The 21,722-nt window shown below is 60.1% G+C and carries 21 protein-coding genes; 12 read left to right on the top strand and 9 right to left on the bottom strand.

Features of this window, described 5'->3' with window-relative positions; translation table 11 throughout:
* Positions 1–22: 22 nt before the first annotated feature.
* Positions 23–496 (bottom strand): hemerythrin domain-containing protein, encoded by a 474-nt coding sequence (locus tag ABMC89_RS16235; RefSeq protein ID WP_093994242.1) that lies wholly within the window; start codon positions 494–496, stop codon positions 23–25.
* Between the two features lie 15 nt (positions 497–511).
* On the bottom strand, positions 512–922 hold the full coding sequence (locus ABMC89_RS16230; protein WP_108887226.1) for a group III truncated hemoglobin: 411 nt from the start codon (positions 920–922) through the stop codon (positions 512–514).
* Positions 923–1,061: 139 nt separating this feature from the next.
* Between ABMC89_RS16230 and ABMC89_RS16225 the strand changes: the two genes are divergently transcribed.
* The 4 genes from ABMC89_RS16225 (at position 1,062) to ABMC89_RS16210 (ending at position 3,760) form a co-directional block, all read left to right on the top strand.
* On the top strand, positions 1,062–1,475 hold the full coding sequence (locus ABMC89_RS16225; RefSeq protein WP_108887225.1) for an RrF2 family transcriptional regulator: 414 nt from the start codon (positions 1,062–1,064) through the stop codon (positions 1,473–1,475).
* Between the two features lie 9 nt (positions 1,476–1,484).
* The gene (locus ABMC89_RS16220; protein ID WP_349569822.1) at positions 1,485–1,895 is read left to right on the top strand and encodes a DUF6522 family protein; all 411 of its coding nucleotides are present in this window, start codon (positions 1,485–1,487) and stop codon (positions 1,893–1,895) included.
* A gap of 76 nt (positions 1,896–1,971) precedes the next feature.
* Complete coding sequence (locus ABMC89_RS16215; RefSeq protein ID WP_349569820.1) at positions 1,972–2,505, top strand: TSUP family transporter; 534 nt, start codon at positions 1,972–1,974, stop codon at positions 2,503–2,505.
* Between the two features lie 211 nt (positions 2,506–2,716).
* Positions 2,717–3,760, top strand: a complete 1,044-nt coding sequence (locus ABMC89_RS16210; RefSeq protein ID WP_349569818.1) for a PLP-dependent cysteine synthase family protein — start codon at positions 2,717–2,719, stop codon at positions 3,758–3,760.
* Here ABMC89_RS16210 and ABMC89_RS16205 read toward each other — a convergent pair.
* A complete protein-coding gene (locus ABMC89_RS16205; protein WP_093994246.1) occupies positions 3,757–4,992 on the bottom strand; it encodes an MFS transporter in 1,236 nt (411 codons plus the stop codon). The genes ABMC89_RS16210 and ABMC89_RS16205 overlap by 4 nt on opposite strands.
* 24 nt (positions 4,993–5,016) lie before the next feature.
* Positions 5,017–5,814, bottom strand: coding sequence for a phytanoyl-CoA dioxygenase family protein (locus tag ABMC89_RS16200; protein ID WP_349569816.1), 798 nt, complete (start codon positions 5,812–5,814; stop codon positions 5,017–5,019).
* A gap of 84 nt (positions 5,815–5,898) precedes the next feature.
* Between ABMC89_RS16200 and ABMC89_RS16195 the strand changes: the two genes are divergently transcribed.
* Positions 5,899–6,771, top strand: a complete 873-nt coding sequence (locus ABMC89_RS16195) for a LysR family transcriptional regulator (RefSeq protein WP_349569814.1) — start codon at positions 5,899–5,901, stop codon at positions 6,769–6,771.
* Between the two features lie 2 nt (positions 6,772–6,773).
* Here the strand turns inward: ABMC89_RS16195 and ABMC89_RS16190 are convergent, their stop codons facing one another.
* From ABMC89_RS16190 to ABMC89_RS16180, 3 genes are read right to left on the bottom strand one after another with little or no spacing between them, the layout of a single operon-like run.
* Positions 6,774–9,779 carry an aminotransferase class III-fold pyridoxal phosphate-dependent enzyme gene (locus ABMC89_RS16190; RefSeq protein ID WP_349569812.1) on the bottom strand — a complete coding sequence of 1,002 codons (3,006 nt, stop codon included), beginning with the start codon at positions 9,777–9,779 and terminating at the stop codon, positions 6,774–6,776.
* Between the two features lie 41 nt (positions 9,780–9,820).
* Positions 9,821–10,489: a histidine utilization transcriptional repressor HutC gene (gene hutC, locus ABMC89_RS16185; RefSeq protein WP_349569810.1), complete on the bottom strand. Its 669-nt coding sequence runs from the start codon at positions 10,487–10,489 to the stop codon at positions 9,821–9,823.
* Positions 10,490–10,518: 29 nt separating this feature from the next.
* Positions 10,519–11,889, bottom strand: coding sequence for a formimidoylglutamate deiminase (locus tag ABMC89_RS16180; RefSeq protein WP_093994248.1), 1,371 nt, complete (start codon positions 11,887–11,889; stop codon positions 10,519–10,521).
* Between the two features lie 75 nt (positions 11,890–11,964).
* On the opposite strand from ABMC89_RS16180, the gene hutI reads away from it, so the two are divergent.
* From hutI to ABMC89_RS16150, 6 genes are all read left to right on the top strand, one after another.
* Complete coding sequence (gene hutI, locus ABMC89_RS16175; RefSeq protein ID WP_349569807.1) at positions 11,965–13,158, top strand: imidazolonepropionase; 1,194 nt, start codon at positions 11,965–11,967, stop codon at positions 13,156–13,158.
* Positions 13,155–14,696: a histidine ammonia-lyase gene (gene hutH / locus ABMC89_RS16170; RefSeq protein ID WP_072704124.1), complete on the top strand. Its 1,542-nt coding sequence runs from the start codon at positions 13,155–13,157 to the stop codon at positions 14,694–14,696. The genes hutI and hutH overlap by 4 nt, the downstream gene beginning before the upstream one ends.
* Positions 14,693–15,493 carry an N-formylglutamate deformylase gene (gene hutG, locus ABMC89_RS16165; protein WP_108887218.1) on the top strand — a complete coding sequence of 267 codons (801 nt, stop codon included), beginning with the start codon at positions 14,693–14,695 and terminating at the stop codon, positions 15,491–15,493. Before hutH ends, hutG begins: the two co-directional genes overlap by 4 nt.
* Entirely contained in the window at positions 15,490–17,160 is a 1,671-nt protein-coding gene (gene hutU / locus ABMC89_RS16160) for a urocanate hydratase (RefSeq protein WP_108887217.1), read from the top strand. The genes hutG and hutU overlap by 4 nt, the downstream gene beginning before the upstream one ends.
* Positions 17,161–17,163: 3 nt before the next feature.
* A complete protein-coding gene (locus ABMC89_RS16155; RefSeq protein ID WP_108887216.1) occupies positions 17,164–18,204 on the top strand; it encodes an aromatic ring-hydroxylating dioxygenase subunit alpha in 1,041 nt (346 codons plus the stop codon).
* Between the two features lie 81 nt (positions 18,205–18,285).
* Positions 18,286–19,323, top strand: a complete 1,038-nt coding sequence (locus tag ABMC89_RS16150; RefSeq protein ID WP_181389498.1) for a GlxA family transcriptional regulator — start codon at positions 18,286–18,288, stop codon at positions 19,321–19,323.
* A 39-nt stretch (positions 19,324–19,362) separates the two neighbouring features.
* Here the strand turns inward: ABMC89_RS16150 and ABMC89_RS16145 are convergent, their stop codons facing one another.
* Both ABMC89_RS16145 and ABMC89_RS16140 read right to left on the bottom strand, forming a co-directional pair.
* The gene (locus ABMC89_RS16145; protein WP_072704134.1) at positions 19,363–20,565 is read right to left on the bottom strand and encodes an aminopeptidase P family protein; all 1,203 of its coding nucleotides are present in this window, start codon (positions 20,563–20,565) and stop codon (positions 19,363–19,365) included.
* A 266-nt stretch (positions 20,566–20,831) separates the two neighbouring features.
* Positions 20,832–21,170: a kynureninase/PvdN C-terminal domain-containing protein gene (locus tag ABMC89_RS16140; RefSeq protein WP_349569805.1), complete on the bottom strand. Its 339-nt coding sequence runs from the start codon at positions 21,168–21,170 to the stop codon at positions 20,832–20,834.
* On the opposite strand from ABMC89_RS16140, the gene ABMC89_RS16135 reads away from it, so the two are divergent.
* Positions 21,156–21,710 carry a substrate binding domain-containing protein gene (locus ABMC89_RS16135; protein WP_349569803.1) on the top strand — a complete coding sequence of 185 codons (555 nt, stop codon included), beginning with the start codon at positions 21,156–21,158 and terminating at the stop codon, positions 21,708–21,710. The two genes, ABMC89_RS16140 and ABMC89_RS16135, sit on opposite strands and share 15 nt — an antisense overlap.
* Positions 21,711–21,722: the final 12 nt, after the last annotated feature.

Raw genomic sequence — 21,722 nt, 5'->3', positions numbered from 1 at the left:
GATCCCCATTTCGCGAGCGCCCTCAAGCCGGCTCGAACTGTGGGAACAAGACATCGTTTTCCAGGCGCATATGCTCCTCCAGGTCGCCGAGGAACCCCGCCAGCCCGGTGTAAAGCGCAGTCCAGGTGCCGCAGACCCCCGCCGGCAAGGTCAAATTGCCGGTCAGACGGCGAATCTCGGCAATTTCGGTGGCGTGATCGTCGTGATCAGCACGCATGACCGCAATCGGGTTTTCGATGCCGGGCATCCCCCCCTTGCGGATGGCGGGGAAGAGGATCAGTTCCTCTTTTTTCATATGCACTTCCATCTCGCCGATCATCCGCTCCAGCAGGGCGGACAAACCCTCCGGCACATCATCATCGCCGAAATGCACCGTTTCGACCCGTTCGGCCATCTGGGCAAGCACGGGAAGCTGTTCGCGGTGCCGCTCATGATAGCGCGTTTCGATGTACCGGGTCAGCTCAGCAGGGTCTTGTGGCGGGCTTGCATCAGGCATTGCAGCATCCTTTCGTCAGCGCAGGTTTGGAACGGTTTTTGAGTTGGCGCGAGCCGTGTCCTCCACGGCCATGTGCAAAGAGTGTGCAATCCGCTCGGCGCGGATCATCACATGCGCGGCACCGGCAGGTGGGCAGGTCTCATAGGCGGTCTCGCGAAACAGGCTCAGCCAACGGTCGAAATGCGTCCGTGTTACCGGCAGATGCGCATGCGCCGGCACCGGTGCACCGTGATACTGCCCTGTCATCAACGCGACGGACGACCAGAAGGCTATCATCCGCGCAAGATGTGGCTCCCAGTCGGTGATGCGGCTTGCGAAGATCGGTCCGAGAACACTGTCTGCGCGAACCTTGCCGTAAAATCGATGTACCAAATCCGTCAGCATCCCTTGATCGAGGCCGGTCTTGTCCATGATCGCGCGGGTCATCTCGGGTCGTGCTGATGAAATGCGAGGTTGTTCTGATTGCATGCCGACCATTCTGGCGTCCTGAGGGTTTTTCCGTTGCACCAAGACGTAGACCTGCTAATGGGTATTGTAAATACCTATTCATGTAGTGGAGAGCCCTTTGCGTCTCACATCTTTTACGGATTACGGCCTTCGCATGCTGATGCGCATGGCTGGTGCGCCGGACCGCGCCCACTCCACGGCTGAGATGGCCGATGAGTTCGGTCTGTCCCGCAATCACCTGAGCAAGATCATGCAGCGGTTGTCGGCAGCCGGTGTCGTCGAAACGCGGCGTGGGGGAGGCGGCGGAGCACGGCTTGCCAAACCGGCAAGTGATATCCCGCTCGGGGCGTTGATCAAGCTGCTGGAGGAAGATCAGCCCTTGGTCGAATGCTTCTCCACCGGAAATGCCTGCACGCTCGATGGCTCCTGCGGTCTCAAAGCACGGCTGCGTGTGGCCGAGACCGCTTTTCTGGAATCGCTCGACCGCAGCACGCTCGCCGACATCGCATTGCGCCAATCGCAGAGCATATGAGGCAGACAAATGACGACATCAAGTTCCAGGCCGACCACAACGCCGGACGTGATTACCTTTGACGGTAACCGCTTTCTGGTCCCGGCCGAACTGATCGCCACATCGTTTGATTTGGCCCCCGCCGACGTGCCCGACCTGATGCGACAAGGTACGATCACGAGCCGTAGTGAGACCGGGGTGGAGGAGGACGCAGGTCGTTGGCGTATCACGTTCTTTTACAATGGTCGGACGTTGCGTTTAACCGTCGACGCTCAGGGTGAGGTTCTGAAACGTACGCTGTTCGATACCCCCCGGGCGCACTGCCTAAGCGACGGAGGGGCAGGCGTGCCCGGCTTTCGCCGTGAGGATCATCCGATAAAGTTTTCGGGCTCGGCTATTGCTCGATACCGCTTGAGAAAACCGCCCAAGGCGTTCAGTTGATTGCGCAGCGGGTGTGACCCGCCCCACTTCCCAGCGGTCAATCCGCCCGCGCAATCGCGACAAGGGATGAGATGAATTGGAACTGACGCAGTCGCTCCCATCTCTTTTGGTCGCCAACGGTTTTGTCGTCTTTGCATCCCTTGTCCAGACCTCTACCGGCATGGGGTTTGGCATGATCGCCGCCCCGCTACTTGCATTGATCAGTTTTGATTGCGTGCCAGGCCCGATGCTGTTCGTGAACTTGTTTCTTTCATTGTTGATGTTGGGCGACGGCAGAAGTTTCGTGGTGCGCAAAGAGGTGACACTGCTGCTTCCGACGATCTTTGTGGGCACATTGATTGGTGCGGCAATCATCATGCTATTGCCGGGCGACATTCTGGGTATTGTATTTGCCCTTAAGATCCTTGTGGCTGTTGCAATCACTGTCTTCGCAAAAGCACTTGCGATGACATCCGGCAATCTTGCAATCTGTGGCGTGGCCGTTGGGGTAATGGGGACTGCCACCGGCATTCCCGGGGGGCTCTGGTCGTCCTGTATCAAAACGAACCAATTGAAAAGACACGGCCGACAATGGTGTTGGTCTTTACGTTTTCCTAAATCTCATCTCTGATCGCGCGGAGTGTCGCGGGTGTCTTTTCGTTACATCTGGCATTTCCTGCGCTGCTGATGCTGCCCGGTTTGATCGTGGGGTATGCTAATGAAAAGCGGGATAGAGGCTACATGAGTCGCAACATCGGGCGCTTTGTGATGCTTTTCATTGCGTCCGGCGGGGCCGTATTGCTCTTGCTGAAATCAATCTAGGAAGAGCGCGGGATGATAACATGAGCAAGTGGATCACGGACGCAATCAACAAGATCAACGCGGATGCCCGCCACTCGGCCGATACGCATCTGTTCAAACTCCCGATCCCGCGGCTCGAAGGCGTCGATATCTACCTCAAGGACGAAAGCACCCATCCGACCGGCAGTCTGAAACACCGGCTGGCGCGATCGCTGTTTTTGTACGCCCTGTGCAACGGCAAAATCACGCAAGGCACAACCGTGGTTGAGGCGTCCTCTGGCAGCACAGCGGTGTCCGAGGCCTACTTTGCCCGCATGATCGGGGTTCCTTTCATTGCGGTCCTGCCCAAAAGCACCGCGCGCAGCAAGATCCGTCTGATCGAGTTCTATGGCGGTCAGACGCATTTCGTGGACAGCGCACCGCAGATGCATGACGCTTCCGTCGCCTTGGCCGAGCAGATCGGCGGCTACTTCATGGATCAGTTCACTTATGCCGAACGGGCAACCGATTGGCGCGGCAACAACAACATCGCCGAAAGCGTGTTCACGCAGATGGCGTATGAACCCCACCCCGTCCCGGCCCATCTGGTGATGAGCGCGGGCACAGGCGGCACTTCGGCCACCTTGGGTCGCTATATCCGCTACAAGGGCTATGATACACAGCTGACAGTCGTGGACCCTGAAAACTCAGTTTTCTATGATGGTTACATGACCGGTGATTGCAATCTGCGGTCAGATAAATCCAGTCGTATCGAAGGGATCGGGCGGCCCAAGGTTGAGCATTCCTTCCAGCCCGGCGTCATTGACGCGATGATCCGGGTGCCCGATGCGGCCAGCATTGCGACGATGCTGTGGCTGGAAAAACTGATCGGGCGCAAGACCGGCCCGTCGACCGGGACAAACCTCTGGGGGGCGTTGCAGATTGCGCAGGATATGCGACAGGCAAAACGAGAGGGCCCCATCGTGACCCTGCTCTGTGACAGTGGAGATCGGTATCTGGATACCTATCACAACCCGGAGTGGGTGCGTGACTGCATTGGCGACTACCAGGATTTCGACGTTGTTCTGGAAGAAACCTACAGCTAAAGCTGGTCCTCTCGCGGGAATACGGTGTGTGATGCCGCCGGTGTTGCCGCGAAGTGTACCTTGTCCTTGATCCGCTGGCGCGTGTCCACAGCGAGCCGGAAAAACGCGAAGATGCCAAACAGGAACAACACCAGACCGATAAAAAGAAACAACCCGCCTTCGGAATTGCCACTCATGAACAGGGACGCCGCTACAGGGCCAATTGTGGCCCCAACGGAAAAGGCGAGGATCAATCCGCCGCTGGTCTCCACCATCAGCGCGTTGGGGACGGCATCATTGGCATGGGATATGCACAAGGCATAGATCGGGATCATGAGCGCGCCGTGCAGTACTGCCAGCATCAGTATCGGTGCCCCGGGCGCGGTCACGTCAAAGCCAATGGCCAATCCTGAAAGCACGGTGCCGCAAGACACTATCCCAATCACAATTCGCCGATCAATCTTGTCTGAAATCCAGCCAAGTGGCCATTGTGACAGCGTGCCGCCCAACACGAAAGCTGCCATCAGCAGTGCGATGTCGCTGGTGATCATGTCCCGCCCTTGCGCAAATACCGGACCCAGCGACCAGAACGCACCTTCAGCCATGCCTGATGAGAAGCAGCCGACAATACCCACCGGAGATACCGCATAGAGCTTGCGAAGGTCCAGCCGCGCCGCTGGAATTGGAGTAGGAGCCGGCGTGGGCGTCAGGCTGATCGGCACAATCGCAAGACAAATCAGGATTGCAACGACCAGAAACAGGGTCGAACCAGCTGTATCAGAGGCGTTCACCAACAACTGTCCAATCATCGTGACGATGTTTGTCACGATAATGTAAACCGACAAGACCCGCCCGCGATTGGCGTTTGAGGACGCGTCGTTCAGCCAGCTCTCGACGACGACATAGATCACGGCGATGCAAATACCGCTGACGATGCGCAAGCCGCCCCAGACCCACGGGTCAACATAAAGCGGAAAGGCCAAAAACGTCGCTGTCAAAAGCGCGGTTAGCCCCGCGAATACACGCACATGGCCAACCGCGCTGATCAGTCTTGGCCCAACGAAACAGCCGATGGTAAAGCCGCCGAAATAGGCCGTGCCCATTACGCCGATCATCGCGGCGGTATAGCCCTCCTGCCCCGCGCGAATGGGCAGCAGGGTCTGGAACAACCCGTTGCCCGCAAACAAAAGGCCTGCACACAGCAGGATCGTCACAATCGCCAGCACGGGCGATTTATGATCTGGCTGTGTCATGAGCACGGGGCCTTTCAGAAGTCGTTAGGTCCGTTGGTAGATCACAGGAAACCAATCTTCGCGCAGCATCTGCCCCGGTGTCATGCCATGGCCCAGAAACGGCGGCGAGGTCGGACCGGGGCGCTCTACATAGCGGGCATCATCCCCAACGAGGCGCAAGGAAAATGCGCGGCGGCGGGACTCTGTGGTGTTGCCGCGCGCGCCATGCAGCGTGCCATAGTTGAAGGCCACCGCATCACCCGGCTCCATCTCCCATTCGCGGATTTCCATGCCTTCGGCATCGGGATCCGGCACCGGCATGTAGTCATCCTCGTTCGGGTAAAAACTGGTCTCTGCGAGCCAACGGGTCGGCAACACGGGCTTTTCCCAGGCATGGCTGCCCGCGACACAGCGCAGGCTTGCGCCCCTGACCGTGTCCATCGGCGACCAGAAGCTGACATTCTGCATTCCGTCGACGAAGTAATATGGGCCGTCCTGATGCCAGGGCGTCGGCTTCGACGTGCCCGGCTCCTTGACCAGCACATGATCATGGAACACCTGAACGCGCTTCGATTGCATCAGGTCGGCGGCCACTTCACCTACGTCGGAGTTGCGGATCACCTCTTCAAATTCGGGAATGCGGGTCCAGTTGCAATAGTCATCGAAGAAACGGCCGCCCTCGCCTTCCTTGAGGTTCTCGGCAGCATAGGGACCGGGTTCTTTCATGTTGCGTTCGATACCGGCGCGGATCGTCTCGAAATGATCGGCAAACAGACCCTTGATCAGCACAACGCCATCGCGCTGGAAGGTATCGACATGGTCTTGGGTAAGAAGTGCGTGCATCTTGTGATCCTCCGTATTCGGGGCAGGCATACGCAACAAAAGATTTAACTTCTAATAATATTTTATCATACTAATAATAGCGTCATGTTAAACGTTACCCTGCGCCAGTATGAATATATCGTCGGCGTTGCCGACGAAGGCAGTCTGACCAAAGCAGCGGCGCAACTGAATGTGTCGCAGCCATCGCTTTCGGTCGCAATCACTCGGGTCGAACAACACCTAGGGAGAGCGATCTTCCTGCGCGGAAAAGGGTCAGCAATCGAGATCACCCCTTTCGGGCACCGTCTCATTGCGCAGGCGCGGTCCCTGTTGACGCTTGCAACCGAGATTGAGCAGGGCCACGACGCTACGCATACTTGGGGCGTTGGCTGTTTTGCAGACATCGCGCCGTGGTATCTGGCGCCCGCGCTCAAACGACTTGCGGACCGTTTTCCAGCATTGTCCTTTTCGGGACGCGAAGGGCGTTTTGCGGATCTGGCGCGCGATTTGACCGAAGGACTGTTGGACTTCGTGATTTCCTATGATGTTGGGTTCGAAGGGAATTTTATGCGCCGCAAGCTGACCGATATTGCGCCTGTGGCTTTTGTCGAAATTGATCATCCCCTGACCGGACGGGATGAGCTGGAACTGTCCGACCTCGAGGGCATACCCCTGATCCTGTTCAATGAGGACCTGTCGCAGGGATTCATGCGCGATCTGTTCGCGCGGATGCACCTGACACCGGTGATCCAGCAAAAGGTGGCATCGCTGGAGATGATGCGATCGCTGGCTGCCAATGGTGTGGGTGTCGGCATCAGCTATTCCCGCCCGCCCGGTGATCTGAGCTATGACGGCAAACCCCTTGTGACCGTGCCGATTGCCACGCCACAGGCGAAAACAGAGATCTCCCTGATCTGGTCAAGCCTGCGGGAAGACAGCCCCGATTTCCGCGCCATACTTGATGTGCTTTCACCGTGAAGTCAGGCACATTCGCCAAGGACCTGATCCAGAACAGCGATGATCATCCCCGCATCCTCCGCCTCAATTGTCAGCGGCGGGCGGAACTTGAGGATATTGTCCCTTGGCCCCTCACTGCCGATGAGGATGCGGTGATCGCGCATGCGGTTCTTGACGTAGGCGCATATCTCTGTGGCCTCAGAGCCATCGGTCCGGATCAGTTCCACCCCCAGAAACAGCCCCATGCCGCGCACGTCGCCCACGCAATCATGTTTCGCTTCCAGCGCTTTCAGACCTGCCATCAACTGGCCGCCGATCACGCGGGCGTTTTCCTGCAAGCCTTCATCGTCCACGATCTGCAGCACCTCACGTCCGATCCGGCAGGACAGGGTTGAGCCTCCGAAGGTCGAGAAAAACTCGATCCCGTTGTCAAAGCTCTCCGCAATTGCCTTGGTCGTGACGACTACTCCCATTGGATGCCCATTGCCAATTGGTTTGCCCAGCACGACGACGTCCGGCAGCACCTCTTGGTGTTCGAAGCCGAAATAGTATTCACCCAATCTCCCCAGCCCGGTCTGCACTTCGTCCGCGATGCAGATGCCGCCCGCCGCGCGGACCTTGGCATAGACCGCCGACAGATAGCCTTTGGGCGGAATGATCTGACCGCCAACCGACGGGAAGGTTTCGGCGATGAACCCCGCGACGCCCTGCCCTTTTTGCCGCAAGGACGCGATCGCAGGATCGACAAGGTCTGCGAATTTCTGGGCGCGCTCAGGGTCGTTGCGGCGGAACGAGCCGCGGTAGTCATCTGCGATTTCCACCAGCTCCACCCAATCGGCCTGGCCAACACCGCCTGGCTTGTTGAACTTGTAAGCAGAAATATTGACCGCACCCGTAGTGTTCCCGTGATAGCCATGATCGGGCGTGACCATACCTTTGGCACCGGTGTGCGCCCGCGCTAGCCGCAGAGCCAACTCGTTCGCTTCAGACCCCGAGTTCACGAAATAGCAGACCTGCAAGTGGCCGGGCATCTTGGACAGGATCTTGTCCGCAAAAGCGGTCTGCGCGGGATGCAGATAACGCGTATTGGAATTGATCCGCCTGAGCTGATCCGCCGCCACCGCCTGAATGCGCGGATGGGCGTGGCCCACATGCGGCACATTATTGTAGGCGTCGAGATAGGGGCGGCCCCATTCGTCAAAGAGATGGTGCCGCCAGCCGCGCACCAGCATCACGGGGTCATCATAGGTCAGGCTGAGATTGCCGCCGAAATGCGCCTCACGACCCTGCCTGATCCCAGCCTTGTCTGTCGGGACATAGCAAAGCTTGTCGTCGGGCAGGTTCAGCAAGGCGGCCGGGTTGGGACAGACCGCGCGCCACAGATACATCTCGTCAGGATCGCCCACACCGGGCCAGTCGGCCTCGATCCCTTCAGTGGTCAGCGCAAGCTGGAAATGCACATGCGGTGCCCAGCCGCCATTCATGCTTGGATCACCAAGGCGGCAGAATTCCTCACCTTTCTCGATCACCTGACCCACGCGCAGGCGGTCCAGAAACTCTGGGTCGAGGTGCCCATAGAGCGTGAAGAACGGATCACCCTCGGGCGTTTCATGGCGCAGGATGATCACCCCACCGTAATCCAGATGCCCCGCGCGATACTCCGCGATGAACACTTCGCCCCGCAAAGGCGCGAACATTGGCGTCCCGGCGGGTGCAAACACATCGACGGCCAGATGCACCGTGCGGCGGTCGCTGGCCTTCCATGGCCCCTTGCGAAAGGCAGGCTCGGCATAGATCAGGCGTGGCTCGTGATAGTAGCCCAGCCACATGCGCCCGTGATCCTCGAATTCCTCGCCCACGCGGGCGGCTTCTTCCAGGGGCATATGAAACGGGTTCTGCGGCCAGGCCGATTCCTCGACGGACAAGGACCCCAATGGGGCCTGCGACAGATCGCACCCCATCAGGGGCGCGAAATGCCCGCGTTCCCGGTCAAGCCATGTCGCCACACGGTCCGCCCCTTCGACCACGGGCAGGCCGCAGGCAGCACGCAGCCTTGCGCTGAGCAATCCGCCGTGCAGCGCGCAGCCTTCCAGGAACCGCCACGCGGGCGCCTGCGAAATCGTGACATAGGGGTCATCGGGGTTCTCTGCGGCCATCAAGGTGGAGTTCACAACGCTGACCGCCAGCCGCATCCGCAGCAGCGGCCAGATCAAGTCCACCTCTTGCGCCGCAAGCGGATTGGCCTCGTGATAACCCGCGACAAAGGCCGCCAACGCGGCTTCGGGCTTTGGATGATCCAGCACGATGTAGGCCGCAGCAATGGCCAAATCGCACACACGCGGGGCGGCGCACATATCGCCAAGATCAATCAGGCCGGACACGCGGCGCGCGTCGTTCCATGTGCCCTCGACCAGGATGTTGTAGTCATTGGCGTCGTTGTGGATCGCCTGATGCGGCAGGGCATCCAGCGCAGGCTTCAGCGCCGCGAACCGGGCATGGATCCCCTCGACGATCCGACGCCGCGCCGGATCGGGGATGCAACCCGTTTGATCCGCGATCCACCCGGCGCGCATCAGATCCCATTTGAAATCACGCACCAAACCGGCATGCTCGAAATCTGCCAGCGCCAGGGCCGTCCCGCCCAGCACCTGCCCGATCTGGTGGATCAGCGCCCGACTTTTTGGCGCCACATGGGCATAGCAGCGCCCTGGCAGTTGGCGCAGAACCCAGGCTAGGCGTTCCGCGCATGTCTCGTCCTTCAAAGTCACAACCGATGCGCCCCCGGCGGCCCGTACAACCACCGGACACGGCAGGTCAGGTCGTTTCGCGGTGATGTGCTCGAAGGCGCTGACCTGCATATCCACCAGCCACGCTTCGCATCCCGTGCGCATGACCTTGAGGATGTACCCGCTGTCATCATCGGCTTTCGCCAGAAAATTCAGATCATACTCACCGTCAAGCGGGCTCAGCTCCGCAGTGATGCCCCAATGCTGTGCCAGGGCCGTCTGCCAATGCTGGATGTGCCGCATGGAAATGTCCTTGGTTCTGGAAAAGCCGAAACGCGGGCCACCTAGATTTGCGTGCGCAGTTTGTAGCCGGGCGCAAAAAGCAGCCTGACCTTTGTGACGGATACCGCATTGTCCCAAGTCACCCGGTCAATGGCAAACAAGGCGCTGTGGGGGGCGATCCCAAGCACCTCCGAATCCTGCTGGTCGGCCTGCACGGCGGAAAAGGCGATATCCCCGTGCGTGTAGGGCGCGTGTTGCATCAACCATTCGTTGGCGCTGAGCACATCGAACGGTTCCGCCGCAGCGTCGGGGACCACGCTTGTATTGATCCACCTGTCTTCGACAGCATAGGCCGCGTCATCGGCCAGATGCAGCGCGCGCAGATTCAGCAGCTTGTCTTGCGCTCTGGTTTTCATCGTCCCGCTGACAGGGGCCGGCGGCACGGCAACGCTGCGTGAAATCAATTGATAGCCGTAGGTCGCGCCGTGTTCCTCGACCTCATGCCGGATCACCGCGATATCAAGCGTTGCCTTGGCAACCGGTTGCGCGGCAACCCGAGTACCCGCCTTGCGTTTGCGGTCAAGCCAACCGCTTTCAGCCAAGGATCGCAAGGCACGGTTCACCGTGGACCGGGCGCAGCCAAACTCGATCGCCAGATCGGCTTCGTTGGGGATCAGGGCGCCGGGCGGCCATTCGCGGGTATGAATGCGGCGCAGGACTTCGTCCTGCACGCTTTGCCAGTTCCGAAACGTGGGCGAGTTCACAAGGCGTCTCTCAATGCGTCAATCGTGCGTTTATAGGCAGCGACAATACTGGTGCGCTGCACATGCCGGCCGTGCTTTACCATATGGCGGCCAGCGGACCAAACATCCGTCACCAGGCGATCGTCGCCTGCGAAAATCCAGGCGTCCAGCGCGGTGTCGAGCTGCCTGCCCCACATATGTTCAGAGAGTGTATCCAGCGCCAGCATATCGGCCCAGCATCCCGCCTCGATGCGCCCGGTCTTTCGGCCAGAGGCCTGTGCGCCGCCTTGCAGCATCCCGTCGAACATTCGCCGACCGGTCGATTTGTCCGGCGTCGCCAGTGCTGCGCGCGTGCCGTCGCGCAGGCGTTGCGAGTAATCCAGCGTGCGCAATTCCTCGCTTAGCGAAATGCGGATGTTGCTGTCTGACCCGATGGCAAAAGCCCCGCCATTGTCCAGCCAGCGCACCGCGTCAAAGATCCCGTCCCCCAGACTGCTTTCAGTGATCGGACACAGACCGGCGACGGCACCGGAACGGGCCAGCGCGATGGTCTCGTCCGGTGTCATTTGGGTGCAATGGATCAGGCACCAGCGCCCATCCAACTGCATGTTATCGAGCGCCCAGGCCACCGGCCGCGCGCCCCAATGCGCCTCAACTTCAGCAACCTCTGCGCGTTGTTCGGCAAGGTGCATGTGAATGGGTCCATCGGGAAAGGCGGTGTTGTAGCCCTTGAGATCCTCGATCCCGACCGCGCGCAGGGAATGCGGGGCGACACCGATGGCGCTGTCGGCGGATGCTTGTTTGATGTGGGCCGCTGCCGCGTCATGAAGCGTTTGAAACTGTTCGAACGTATTGCCGAACCGGATTTGCCCCGCGCTCAGCCCGCGTTGATCACAGCCGCCGAACTGATAGTGCACAGGCAGCAGGCACAGCCCCATGCCGGTGCGATCCGACGCCGCGACGACACGGGCGGATGTTTCCGCGATATCGTCATAGGCAACGCCACCGGGCTGGTGATGCAGATAGTGGAATTCGACCGACGCGCCGTAGCCCGCTTCAAGCATTTCCATCTGCACAAAGGCGGTGATCGTCTCGATATGCTCGGGCGTCAGACGGTCCAGAAAGCGGAACATGAGCTGCCGCCAGGTCCAGAAGCTGTCGCTTGGATCAGGGCCACGGCGTTCTGTCAGGCCCGCCATGGCGCGTTGAAACGCATGGCTGTGCACGTTGACCGGCGCGGGCAGCAGCAGCGGAACCTGCGTGGCCTGATCCGGCGCAGAGGCCCCGCGTTGCACGCCGCCGATCCGGCCCTGCCCGTCAATCTCGACAAGCACTTTGTTCGCCCAGCCGGTCGGCAACAAGGCCGTTTCAGCCCAGATCATCTGCATGGCACACTCCGCTTGACAGATTATTATGTACGCACATAAAGACATTAAGCACCGTAATTTGCAAGTGAGTCGGCCATGCTCCTGACGAATGCCACGATCGCGACACTGAAAGACAACCAGACCTACGGTCTGATCGAAGACGGCGCGATTGCCCTTGCGAATGCCCGCATTGCCTGGGTCGGTCGGGCGGCAGAGCGTCCCGCAGCCTATGCCGACGCGCAAACGCATGATCTGGGCGGACGGCTTGTCACGCCCGCGCTGATCGACTGTCACACGCATGTTGTCTTTGGTGGCAACCGGGCGGCGGAGTTTGAGCTGCGCCTGAACGGAGCCAGTTATGAAGAGGTGGCCCGCGCAGGCGGCGGGATCGTATCCACCGTGTCGGCAACCCGCGCGGCCTCCGAGGACGCGCTCTTGGCCGATGCGCTGACCCTCGTGGACGCTCTGATCGCGGAAGGCATCACCCTGATCGAGGTGAAGTCCGGCTACGGTCTGAATCAGGACACCGAGTTGAAGATGCTGCGCGTGGCCCGTCAGATCGCGCAGGCGCGGCCTGTCGAAGTGCGCACCAGCTTTCTTGGTGCCCATGCTGTGCCGCCCGAATACAAGGGCAGGCCCGACGCCTATATCGACGAGATCTGCATTCCCACCCTGCGCGCCGCCCATGCCGAAGGGCTGGTCGATGCGGTGGATGGGTTTTGCGAGGGCATCGCCTTTGACACAGGCCAGATCGCCCGCGTCTTTGACGTCGCCGTGGAATTGGGGCTGCCGGTCAAGCTGCATGCCGAGCAGTTGTCAAACATCGGCGGCACGCAGCTTGCCGCAGAATACGGCGCGCTCAGCGCGGATCATGTGGAATATGCCACCGATGCGGATGCGCAAGCCCTGGCGGCGTCTGGCACGGTGGCTGTCGTGCTGCCCGGCGCGTTCTACACCCTGCGCGAAACCCAAAGCCCGCCGATCCAGTCCTTTCGCAATCACGGCGTGCCGATGGCGCTGGCCACCGATTGCAACCCCGGCTCATCCCCGCTGACCTCGCCCCTGCTGGCGATGAACATGGCCTGCACGCTGTTTCGCATGACACCGCTTGAGGCCTTGCTGGGTATGACCGCCCATGCGGCGGCGGCTTTGGGCATGGCCGATCGCGGGCGCATCACCGCAGGGGCGCAGGCCGATCTGTGTGTCTGGGACGTGACCCACCCGGCAGAACTTGCCTACCGCATTGGGTTCAACCCGCTTCACCAACGCATCTTCAGGGGATCGCTATGACAATCACGCTTACGCCGGGTGCCGCAACCCTGGCCCAGTTGCAGGACATCTGGGCCAAAGGCCATGCTGTCGCGCTAGACCCTGCCTGCCATGCCGGCATCGCCGCTGCGCAGAAACTGGTGACAAAGGCCGCCAACGGTGACGCGGCGGTTTACGGCGTCAACACTGGGTTTGGCAAACTGGCCAGCGTCAAGATCGCGGCAAAAGACGTGGCCACTCTGCAGCGCAACCTGATCCTGTCCCACTGCTGCGGTGTGGGAGAGCCATTGGACGAACCCACGACGCGACTGATGATGGTGCTCAAGCTGTTGTCGCTGGGGCGCGGTGCCTCTGGCGTTGCCATGACCACAGTCGAGATCCTTCAAGACATGCTTGCGCGCGGCGTCACGCCGGTGATTCCCAGCCAGGGGTCGGTTGGCGCGTCCGGCGATCTGGCCCCGCTCGCCCATATGGCCGCAGCGATGATCGGAGAGGGTGAAGCCACCTATGACGGCACCCGCATGCCGGCCGGTGAGGCGCTGGCCAAGGCGGGGATCACGCCCATTGTTCTGGGTCCCAAAGAGGGGCTGGCCCTGATCAACGGCACGCAATTCTCGACCGCTTGCGCGCTGGTGGGTCTGTGGGGCGCCTGGCGTAATGCCGCGACCAGCGTGCTGACCTGTGCGCTGTCCACCGACGCGATCATGGGCTCCACCGCGCCTTTGCAGGATGCCATCCACACCCTGCGCGGCCATGCCGGCCAGATCGCTGTGGCCCGCGCCCAACGCGCGCTGATGGAGGGCTCGGAAATCCGCGAAAGCCACCAGGACGGCGACACCCGCGTGCAAGACCCTTATTGCATCCGCTGCCAGCCACAGGTGACGGGCGCCGCGATGGACCTGCTGCATTTCGCGGCGCGCACGCTTGAGGTTGAGGCCAACGCTGTCACCGACAATCCGTTGGTTCTGGTCGAGGACGATCTGATCGTCTCGGGTGGGAATTTCCACGCGGAGCCCGTTGGTTTTGCCGCTGATCAGATCGCTGTCGCCATTTCCGAGATTGGCGCGATTGCACAGCGGCGCGTGGCTTTGATGGTGGATCCAACGCTCAGCTTTGATCTGCCGCCCTTCCTGACGCCTGATCCCGGCCTCAACTCCGGCCTGATGATCGCCGAGGTGACGACTGCCGCATTGATGAGCGAAAACAAGCATCTGGCGAACCCCTGCACCACCGACAGTACGCCCACCTCTGCCAACCAGGAAGATCACGTGAGCATGGCAGCCCATGCCGCGCGCCGCCTGTTGCGGATGAACGCGAACCTGAACGTGATCCTCGGGGTGGAGGCGATGTGCGGTGCGCAGGGCATCGAATTCCGCGCGCCCCTGCAAACCAGCGCACCGCTTCAGGTGGCGATGGCAACCTTGCGCGAGGCCGTGCCCAGCCTTGCCGAAGACCGCTACATGGCGCCCTCACTTGAGGCGGCCGCTGCTCTGGTGGAAAACGGTGCGTTGGCCGCGTCTGTGGACCTGCCTGCCTTTGTCAGAGGGTACGCGGCATGAATCCGGTTTCCGTTACCCAGGGCAGCGGCCCTGTCGTTCTGGGCCTGCCGCACACAGGCACCTTCGTTCCTGACGCCATCATGGCGACGTTGAACGAAAATGGCCGCAAGCTGGCGGATACAGATTGGCATATCGACCGGCTCTATGCGGGCTTGCTGCCCGACGCGACGACCGTTACCGCCAATTTCCATCGCTACGTGATCGACGCCAATCGTGATCCGCAGGGGGAAAGCCTTTATCCCGGCCAGAACACGACAAGCCTGGTCCCGCTCACCGATTTCGACGGTGCGGCGATCTGGGCCGAACCGCCCACGGCGACGGATATCGACACCCGCCGCGCGGCTTTTCACGCGCCCTATCACGCGGCGCTGGAAGCCGAGCTGAAGCGCGTGCATGCCTTGCACGGCTGCGCGATCCTGTATGATTGCCACTCGATCCGGTCGCGCATTCCGTTCCTGTTTGAAGGCACCTTGCCGGATTTCAACATCGGCACGAACCAGGGGCGCACCTGTGCGCCAGCCGTTGAGCAATCCGCACGTCAGATCTGCGAAAGGGCCGCTGACTATTCCAGCACGTCCAATGGCCGGTTCAAGGGCGGCTGGACCACGCGGCATTATGGCCAGCCCGCACAGGGCGTCCATGCAATCCAGATAGAACTGGCACAGTCCACCTACCTGCAAGACGAAGCCGCACCCTGGGCCTATGACGAAACCAAAGCGGCAAAGCTGCGCCCGCATCTGGCCGAAATCCTGACCACTCTGGCCGATCTGGCCCCGACCCTAGGAGGCACATCATGACCAACCCCCGCCACAACCTGCGCGACATATACCCCCCGACCGGCCCCGAGATCACCGCCAAAAGCTGGCTCACCGAGGCACCCATGCGGATGCTGATGAACAACCTGCATCCCGATGTAGCTGAAAACCCGCACGAGCTGGTCGTTTACGGCGGCATCGGCCGTGCCGCGCGCACCTGGGAAGACTTTGACGCCATCGTCGCGGCGCTCAAGGATCTGGACGATACACAAACGCTGCTGGTGCAATCGGGCAAACCCGTAGGCGTGTTCAACACGCACAAGGATGCGCCGCGCGTGTTGATCGCCAACTCCAATCTAGTGCCGCATTGGGCCACCTGGGATCATTTCAACGAGTTGGATAAAAAGGGCCTGGCGATGTACGGCCAGATGACCGCCGGGTCGTGGATCTACATCGGCACGCAGGGCATCGTGCAGGGCACCTATGAAACCTTCATGGAAGCGGGCCGCCAGCATTATGAAGGCAACCTGAAAGGTCGGTGGATCTTAACTGGGGGTCTTGGCGGCATGGGCGGCGCGCAGCCGCTGGCCGCGGTGATGGCGGGTGCATGCTGTCTGGCTGTCGAATGCGACGAGACCCGCGCCGATTTCCGTCTTCGCACGCGCTATGTGGATGAGAAAACGCACGATCTGGACGAAGCGCTTGCGATGATTGAGCGCTGGACTGCGGCGGGTGAAGCCAAGTCCGTGGCTCTGATCGGCAACGCCGCCGATGTTTTCCCCGAACTGGTCAAGCGCGGCGTCAGGCCGGATATGGTCACCGACCAGACCTCGGCCCACGATCCGGTCCACGGCTACCTGCCCCAAGGCTGGAGCGTTGCGGAGTGGCGCGAAAAGCAGGAAAGCGATCCCAAGGCTGTCGAGGCTGCCGCGCGCGCCTCGATGAAGATCCAGGTCGCGGCGATGGTCGATTTCTGGAACGCAGGCGTGCCGACGCTGGACTATGGCAACAACATCCGTCAGGTCGCGCAGGAGGAAGGGCTTGAGAACGCCTTTGCCTTCCCCGGCTTCGTGCCCGCCTATATCCGCCCGCTGTTTTGCCGCGGCGTCGGGCCGTTCCGCTGGTGCGCGCTGTCGGGTGATCCCGAGGACATCTACAAGACCGATGCCAAGGTCAAGGAACTGATCGACGACCCGCATCTGCACAACTGGCTCGATATGGCGCGCGAGCGGATCGCGTTTCAGGGCCTGCCCGCCCGCATCTGCTGGGTCGGTCTGGGCCTGCGCGACAAGCTCGGCCTTGCTTTCAACGAGATGGTGCGCAATGGCGAGTTGTCGGCACCTGTGGTCATTGGCCGCGATCACCTGGACAGTGGGTCGGTGGCTTCGCCCAACCGCGAAACCGAGGCGATGAAAGACGGCTCTGACGCGGTTTCAGACTGGCCACTCCTGAATGCGATGCTGAACGTCGCAGGCGGCGCGACATGGGTGTCGCTGCACCACGGCGGCGGCGTCGGCATGGGGTTCTCGCAACACTCCGGCATGGTGATCTGCTGTGATGGCACCGAAGACGCGGATCGCCGGATCGCCAATGTCCTGTGGAATGATCCGGCCACCGGCGTCATGCGCCACGCCGACGCGGGCTATGACATCGCGCTGGACTGCGCGCGCGAAAAAGGGCTGAACTTGCCCGGCATTCTGGGGAGATAACACATGTTCCTGAAAAACGCCTGGTACGTCGCCGCCTGGGATCATGATATAACCCGCGACTTGCAACAGATCATGGTGCTTGGCGAGAAAATCTGCGTGTTCCGCAGCGAGGTTGGCGCGCTTGTCGCCCTCGAAGACGCCTGCCCCCACCGCAAGCTGCCCCTGTCCAAAGGGCGCATCAAAGGCGATACTGTCGAATGCGGCTACCACGGCCTGACATTCAACTGCGTCGGCCAATGCGTCTGGGCGCCCGGATCCGGCGGAATCCCGTCCAATGCCAAGGTGCACGCCTATCCGTTGCACGAAAAATACGGGCTGGTCTGGATCTGGATGGGTAACCCCGCGCTGGCCGATCCGGCCGACATCTTCGAGATCGAGAATTACGACAACCCGGCCTGGGGCATCAATCGCGGTGCCGCGATGGAACTGGACTGCAACTATCTGCTGATGTGCGACAACCTGCTGGATCCGACCCACGTGGCATGGGTGCACCAAAGCAGCTTTGCCGCGGACGCCACCAAGGACACGCCGCTGCGGATCACCAAAACCGAAAATGGCGTGATCGTGCACCGCTGGATGATGGATCACGAACCCGCGCCATTTTACAGAAAAGTGGTGGAGTTCGAGGGCAACTGCGACCGCCTTCAGCATTACGAAGTGCGCTATCCGTCCCATGCGCTCATCAAGGCGGTGTTCACCCCCGCCGGCACCGGAGGGCCGGACGGTTCGTTGCACGAAAACACCTTCATCATGGACAGCTACAATTTCATGACCCCCACAGATGAGGGGCGGACGCGCTATTACTGGTTCCAATTGCGCAACATCAGGCCCGATGACGACGAGCTTTCCAGGATGATGTCCGAAGACGTTCAGCACGCTTTCGAAGAGGACAGGGACGTGCTGAACGAAGTGCAAAAGGGCATGAGCAACAAGACCTCGCCACATATTGATCTGCCCATTGACGGCGGGCAATTGCGCTTCCGCCGCCAGTTGCAGGCCATGATCAACGAAGAACGACAAGTCGACCGGCAAATGGCCGAATAGCGGTATGTGCCACTGGGTCCACCCCAAATTCTCGATGTCGGCTTGGACAAGGCCGCTCGGGCCATTAGCATTGCCGTTGTGGTGAACCAAAATGACCCTGATCTTGGCCTCGGACCTGAAGTAGTCCCGGAAGGTGCGTTTTTCTTCCCTGTGGAAGACTTCAAAGTACCTTTGGATCTGGGGTTCTTGCTCTTGCCGCGTTTCACGCTGCTGGCCTTCAGTGCTGCCCTTGATCCACTGCGTATCGCCAATCAGCTTGCGCAAAAGCCACTCTATCGATGGACCGTTTTTTCCGAGAATGGTCAGGCCATCACGTCATCTTCCGGGATGGATGTAAGCGTCCATGGCAGCCTGGATTCCTTGCCAAAAGACCTGCGTTTGCTGGTCTGCTCAGGCAATCAGGGGTTGGACGCGGCGTCAGACGCGACGGTTGCGCGGCTTCGCAAACACGTCCGCTTTGGTGGCAAGGTCGGGGGGATTTGTACGGGCGCCGCCACTCTTGCACGTGCAGGTTTGCTGAACGATCGCATCTTCACCATGCATTGGGAAAACCAGCCCGGGTTTGTGGAAAGGTATCCTGACTTGATCCCTTCGCCGAAGCGGTTCGAGATTGACGGTGATCTCTGGACATGTGGTGGCGGTGCTGCTGCAACCGAGATGATGCTTTCGATCATCCAGCGCGATTATGGTCGGGATTTCGCGATTGTCGTCTCTGACATGTGCCTCAACTACGGTGAATTGGCACCGCACGCAGCACAAAGGTCCTCACTTGCTCGCGCGCTAAGTACCCGCAACGCCAAATTGGTTCAGGTCGTTCAGGCGATGTACAACAATATCGAAGAGCCGGTATCCTTTGATGAGCTGAGTGAGATAACCGGGCTGTCTCGTCGACAGATCGAGCGTCAATTCAAGCAATATTTGGGGGAAAGCCCCATGATTGCGTACCGCAACATCCGGCTGGATCGAGCACGCGCACTTGTCGTTGAAACTGATATGACTGTTGCGGAAATTGCCATTGCGAGCGGGTTCAGTTCTACTGGAGTACTTTCCCGCCACTACAAGGACCGGTTTGGAAACTCTCCTTCTGCGCACCAGAAAAACAAACAGAAAAGTGAATGAAGTGAGCAATAGTTATTGCTCACTTCAGATGTCTGCAAACTAGCCAACCACGTTGAACTCAGGGCCGTACGGATAACCCGTGATGTTTTCGTTGCCATCCTCGGTGATGACAAGGATGTCATGCTCGCGGTAGCCGCCTGCCCCGGGCTGACCTTCGGGAATGGTCAGCATCGGCTCCATCGAGATCACCATGCCCGGCTCAAGCACCGTATCGATGTCCTCGCGTAACTCCAGACCCGCCTCGCGGCCATAGTAGTGCGACAGAACGCCGAAGGAATGGCCGTACCCAAAGCTCCGGTACTGCAGCAGATCATGCTCTGCAAAGAAATCGTTGATCTTGTGCGTAACCTCGGCGCAAGTTGCACCCGGCTTCAGCAGGCTAATGCCTAGCTCATGCGCGGCGACGTTGGCTTCCCAGATTTTCAGACTGGCGGCGTCAACTTCTTCAACAAACAATGTCCGTTCCAGCGCGGTGTAGTAGCCTGAGATCATCGGGAAGGTGTTGAGCGACAGGATATCGCCACGCTCCAGAACGCGGGTTGTCACCGGGTTGTGGGCCCCATCGGTGTTGATGCCGGACTGGAACCAGACCCAGGTATCGCGGATCTCGCTGTCCGGAAAACGCCGGGCGATTTCCAACTCCATGGCATCACGGCCTGCCATCGCCACATCGACCTCGCGGACGCCTGCTTTGATCGCATCCTTGATCGCATAGCCACCCACGTCAGCGGTCGCAGCACCTGCGCGGATCAGTTCAATCTCAGCCGCAGACTTGTGCATACGCAGTTTCATCGTCGTGGGTGCGATGTCTTTCTTCGCCGACGGGGACAGGAATTCATCCAGCAAACCCAACTGCGCGAAGGATATGTGATCGCCTTCAAAGCCAATGACCTTGCCCGACCCTGTCACGGACTGGATCGCGCGCCAGTAGTTGTTCCGCTGCCAGTCGGTGTAGGTGATGTTGTCGCCATAACCGCGCCGCCACGGCTGCGCCGCGTCGATGCCAGCGCTGAAGGTCACGGTTTCAGTGGGCGTCACAACCTGTGCGTAGGGACGACCAAAGGAACAATAGAGGAAACCTGAATAATAGGCGACGTTGTGCATCGACGTCAGGACGCAAGCGTCGACGCCCATCTCAGCCATCTGCGCGCGCAGTTTGCCCAGGCGCGCCTCATATTCGGCATCTGAAAACGGCAGGGTCTTCTGACCCTGGTGAAAGCGGTAATGTTGTGGACGCTCCATAAATCCAACTCCTATCAAGCGTTTGAGCGATGGAGATGGAAATCTCTCCTCATCGCGCAAACGACAAAGCAAGATCCCGGCGTTCAGGATGGTGAAAGAGGGTGTGCACTTTGTGCTGGCGACGCCATCGCCGACCCTTGTCGCACTGGTAAGATACTGACACGCAACCCGGCTAACACCTTCACGCCACTTCATGTCGCTTTTGGCAATTCTTCAGCCAATTTTTTCTGCGTTATCCGAGCCGTTGGCCTCATCGTGATGAGAGTCTACGTGACCAACTCGCGTTTCTGGAATTCCGCGTCCTTAAAGCGTTCTTCCTCAAGGATGCGTTCCAGCTTGTCGACGGCATCGATGATATCGGCCTCATTCACGAACAGCGGTGTGATGCCAAAGCGCATGACGTCAGGGGCCCGAAAATCACCAATCACGTTGTCAGCGATCAACACTTGCATGGCGGCATAGCCGTGCTCGAATGCGAAGGACACGTGGCTGCCGCGCGCGGCCGGATCGCGCGGGCTGACCAACTTCAGGCCGGGGCATCGGGCTTCAACCTCGCGGATGAACAACTCTGGCAGTTCGATGGACTTGGCGTGAACCTCGCCCATGTCGGCCTTGTCCCAGATGTCCAATGCAACCGACAAAAGCGCGAAGGATTTGACCTTGTGGTGCGGATCGGCACGCTCGACGACAGCACGCTGATTGCGCGGCGCATGGCGTCCTGCCCGTTTGTTCTGTGTGCAAGTCAGGCCTACCTTGAGGCGCACGGCCGCCCGGCACGGCCCGATGACCTTGCTACCCACAACGTGCTTGCATTCACCGGAAACAGCGGCGTGCACGAATGGCGCTATTCGATGGATGATGGGAACAGAGGTCAGGTGTCCTTACGCGGCAGCTTCAAAGCGGACTCCGGCGTCCTATTGAGCACCGCAGCCCTGCACGGTGTGGGCATCGTCATTCTACCCATCTTTTATGTCGCCGACCACCTGAAGACCCGGGAACTCGAGGTCGTGCTCGCGGATCACGAGACCTACCCGAAACGCGAAATTTACGCCGTTTATCCGCAGAACCGGTTTCAATCGACGCGCCTGCGCCTGTTTCTCGATCAACTGACTGCGGCAAGTCGCGAACTTCCGTGGGAGGGGTAGCCGAAGTTCCTC

It is taken from the genome of Sulfitobacter sp. HNIBRBA3233, from assembly GCF_040149665.1.
Taxonomy (GTDB): Bacteria; Pseudomonadota; Alphaproteobacteria; order Rhodobacterales; family Rhodobacteraceae; genus Sulfitobacter; species Sulfitobacter marinivivus.
Note: the sequence above shows the minus strand (reverse complement) of the source record. Positions and strands in the feature narration are given on the sequence as shown.

Excerpts from the sequence above, each read along its gene's own strand:
- ABMC89_RS16230 (WP_108887226.1), bottom strand. The coding sequence starts at position 922 with ATGACCCGCGCGATCATGGACAAGACCGGCCTCGATCAAGGGATGCTG.
- ABMC89_RS16210 (WP_349569818.1), top strand. The coding sequence starts at position 2,717 with ATGAGCAAGTGGATCACGGACGCAATCAACAAGATCAACGCGGATGCC.
- hutH (WP_072704124.1), top strand. The coding sequence starts at position 13,155 with ATGACAATCACGCTTACGCCGGGTGCCGCAACCCTGGCCCAGTTGCAG.
- ABMC89_RS16145 (WP_072704134.1), bottom strand. The coding sequence starts at position 20,565 with ATGGAGCGTCCACAACATTACCGCTTTCACCAGGGTCAGAAGACCCTG.
- ABMC89_RS16200 (WP_349569816.1), bottom strand. The coding sequence starts at position 5,814 with ATGCACGCACTTCTTACCCAAGACCATGTCGATACCTTCCAGCGCGAT.
- ABMC89_RS16155 (WP_108887216.1), top strand. The coding sequence starts at position 17,164 with ATGTTCCTGAAAAACGCCTGGTACGTCGCCGCCTGGGATCATGATATA.
- ABMC89_RS16205 (WP_093994246.1), bottom strand. The coding sequence starts at position 4,992 with ATGACACAGCCAGATCATAAATCGCCCGTGCTGGCGATTGTGACGATC.
- ABMC89_RS16220 (WP_349569822.1), top strand. The coding sequence starts at position 1,485 with ATGACGACATCAAGTTCCAGGCCGACCACAACGCCGGACGTGATTACC.
- ABMC89_RS16235 (WP_093994242.1), bottom strand. The coding sequence starts at position 496 with ATGCCTGATGCAAGCCCGCCACAAGACCCTGCTGAGCTGACCCGGTAC.
- ABMC89_RS16180 (WP_093994248.1), bottom strand. The coding sequence starts at position 11,889 with ATGCAGATGATCTGGGCTGAAACGGCCTTGTTGCCGACCGGCTGGGCG.
- hutI (WP_349569807.1), top strand. The coding sequence starts at position 11,965 with ATGCTCCTGACGAATGCCACGATCGCGACACTGAAAGACAACCAGACC.
- hutG (WP_108887218.1), top strand. The coding sequence starts at position 14,693 with ATGAATCCGGTTTCCGTTACCCAGGGCAGCGGCCCTGTCGTTCTGGGC.
- ABMC89_RS16190 (WP_349569812.1), bottom strand. The coding sequence starts at position 9,779 with ATGCGGCACATCCAGCATTGGCAGACGGCCCTGGCACAGCATTGGGGC.
- ABMC89_RS16140 (WP_349569805.1), bottom strand. The coding sequence starts at position 21,170 with ATGGGCGAGGTTCACGCCAAGTCCATCGAACTGCCAGAGTTGTTCATC.
- hutU (WP_108887217.1), top strand. The coding sequence starts at position 15,490 with ATGACCAACCCCCGCCACAACCTGCGCGACATATACCCCCCGACCGGC.
- ABMC89_RS16195 (WP_349569814.1), top strand. The coding sequence starts at position 5,899 with ATGTTAAACGTTACCCTGCGCCAGTATGAATATATCGTCGGCGTTGCC.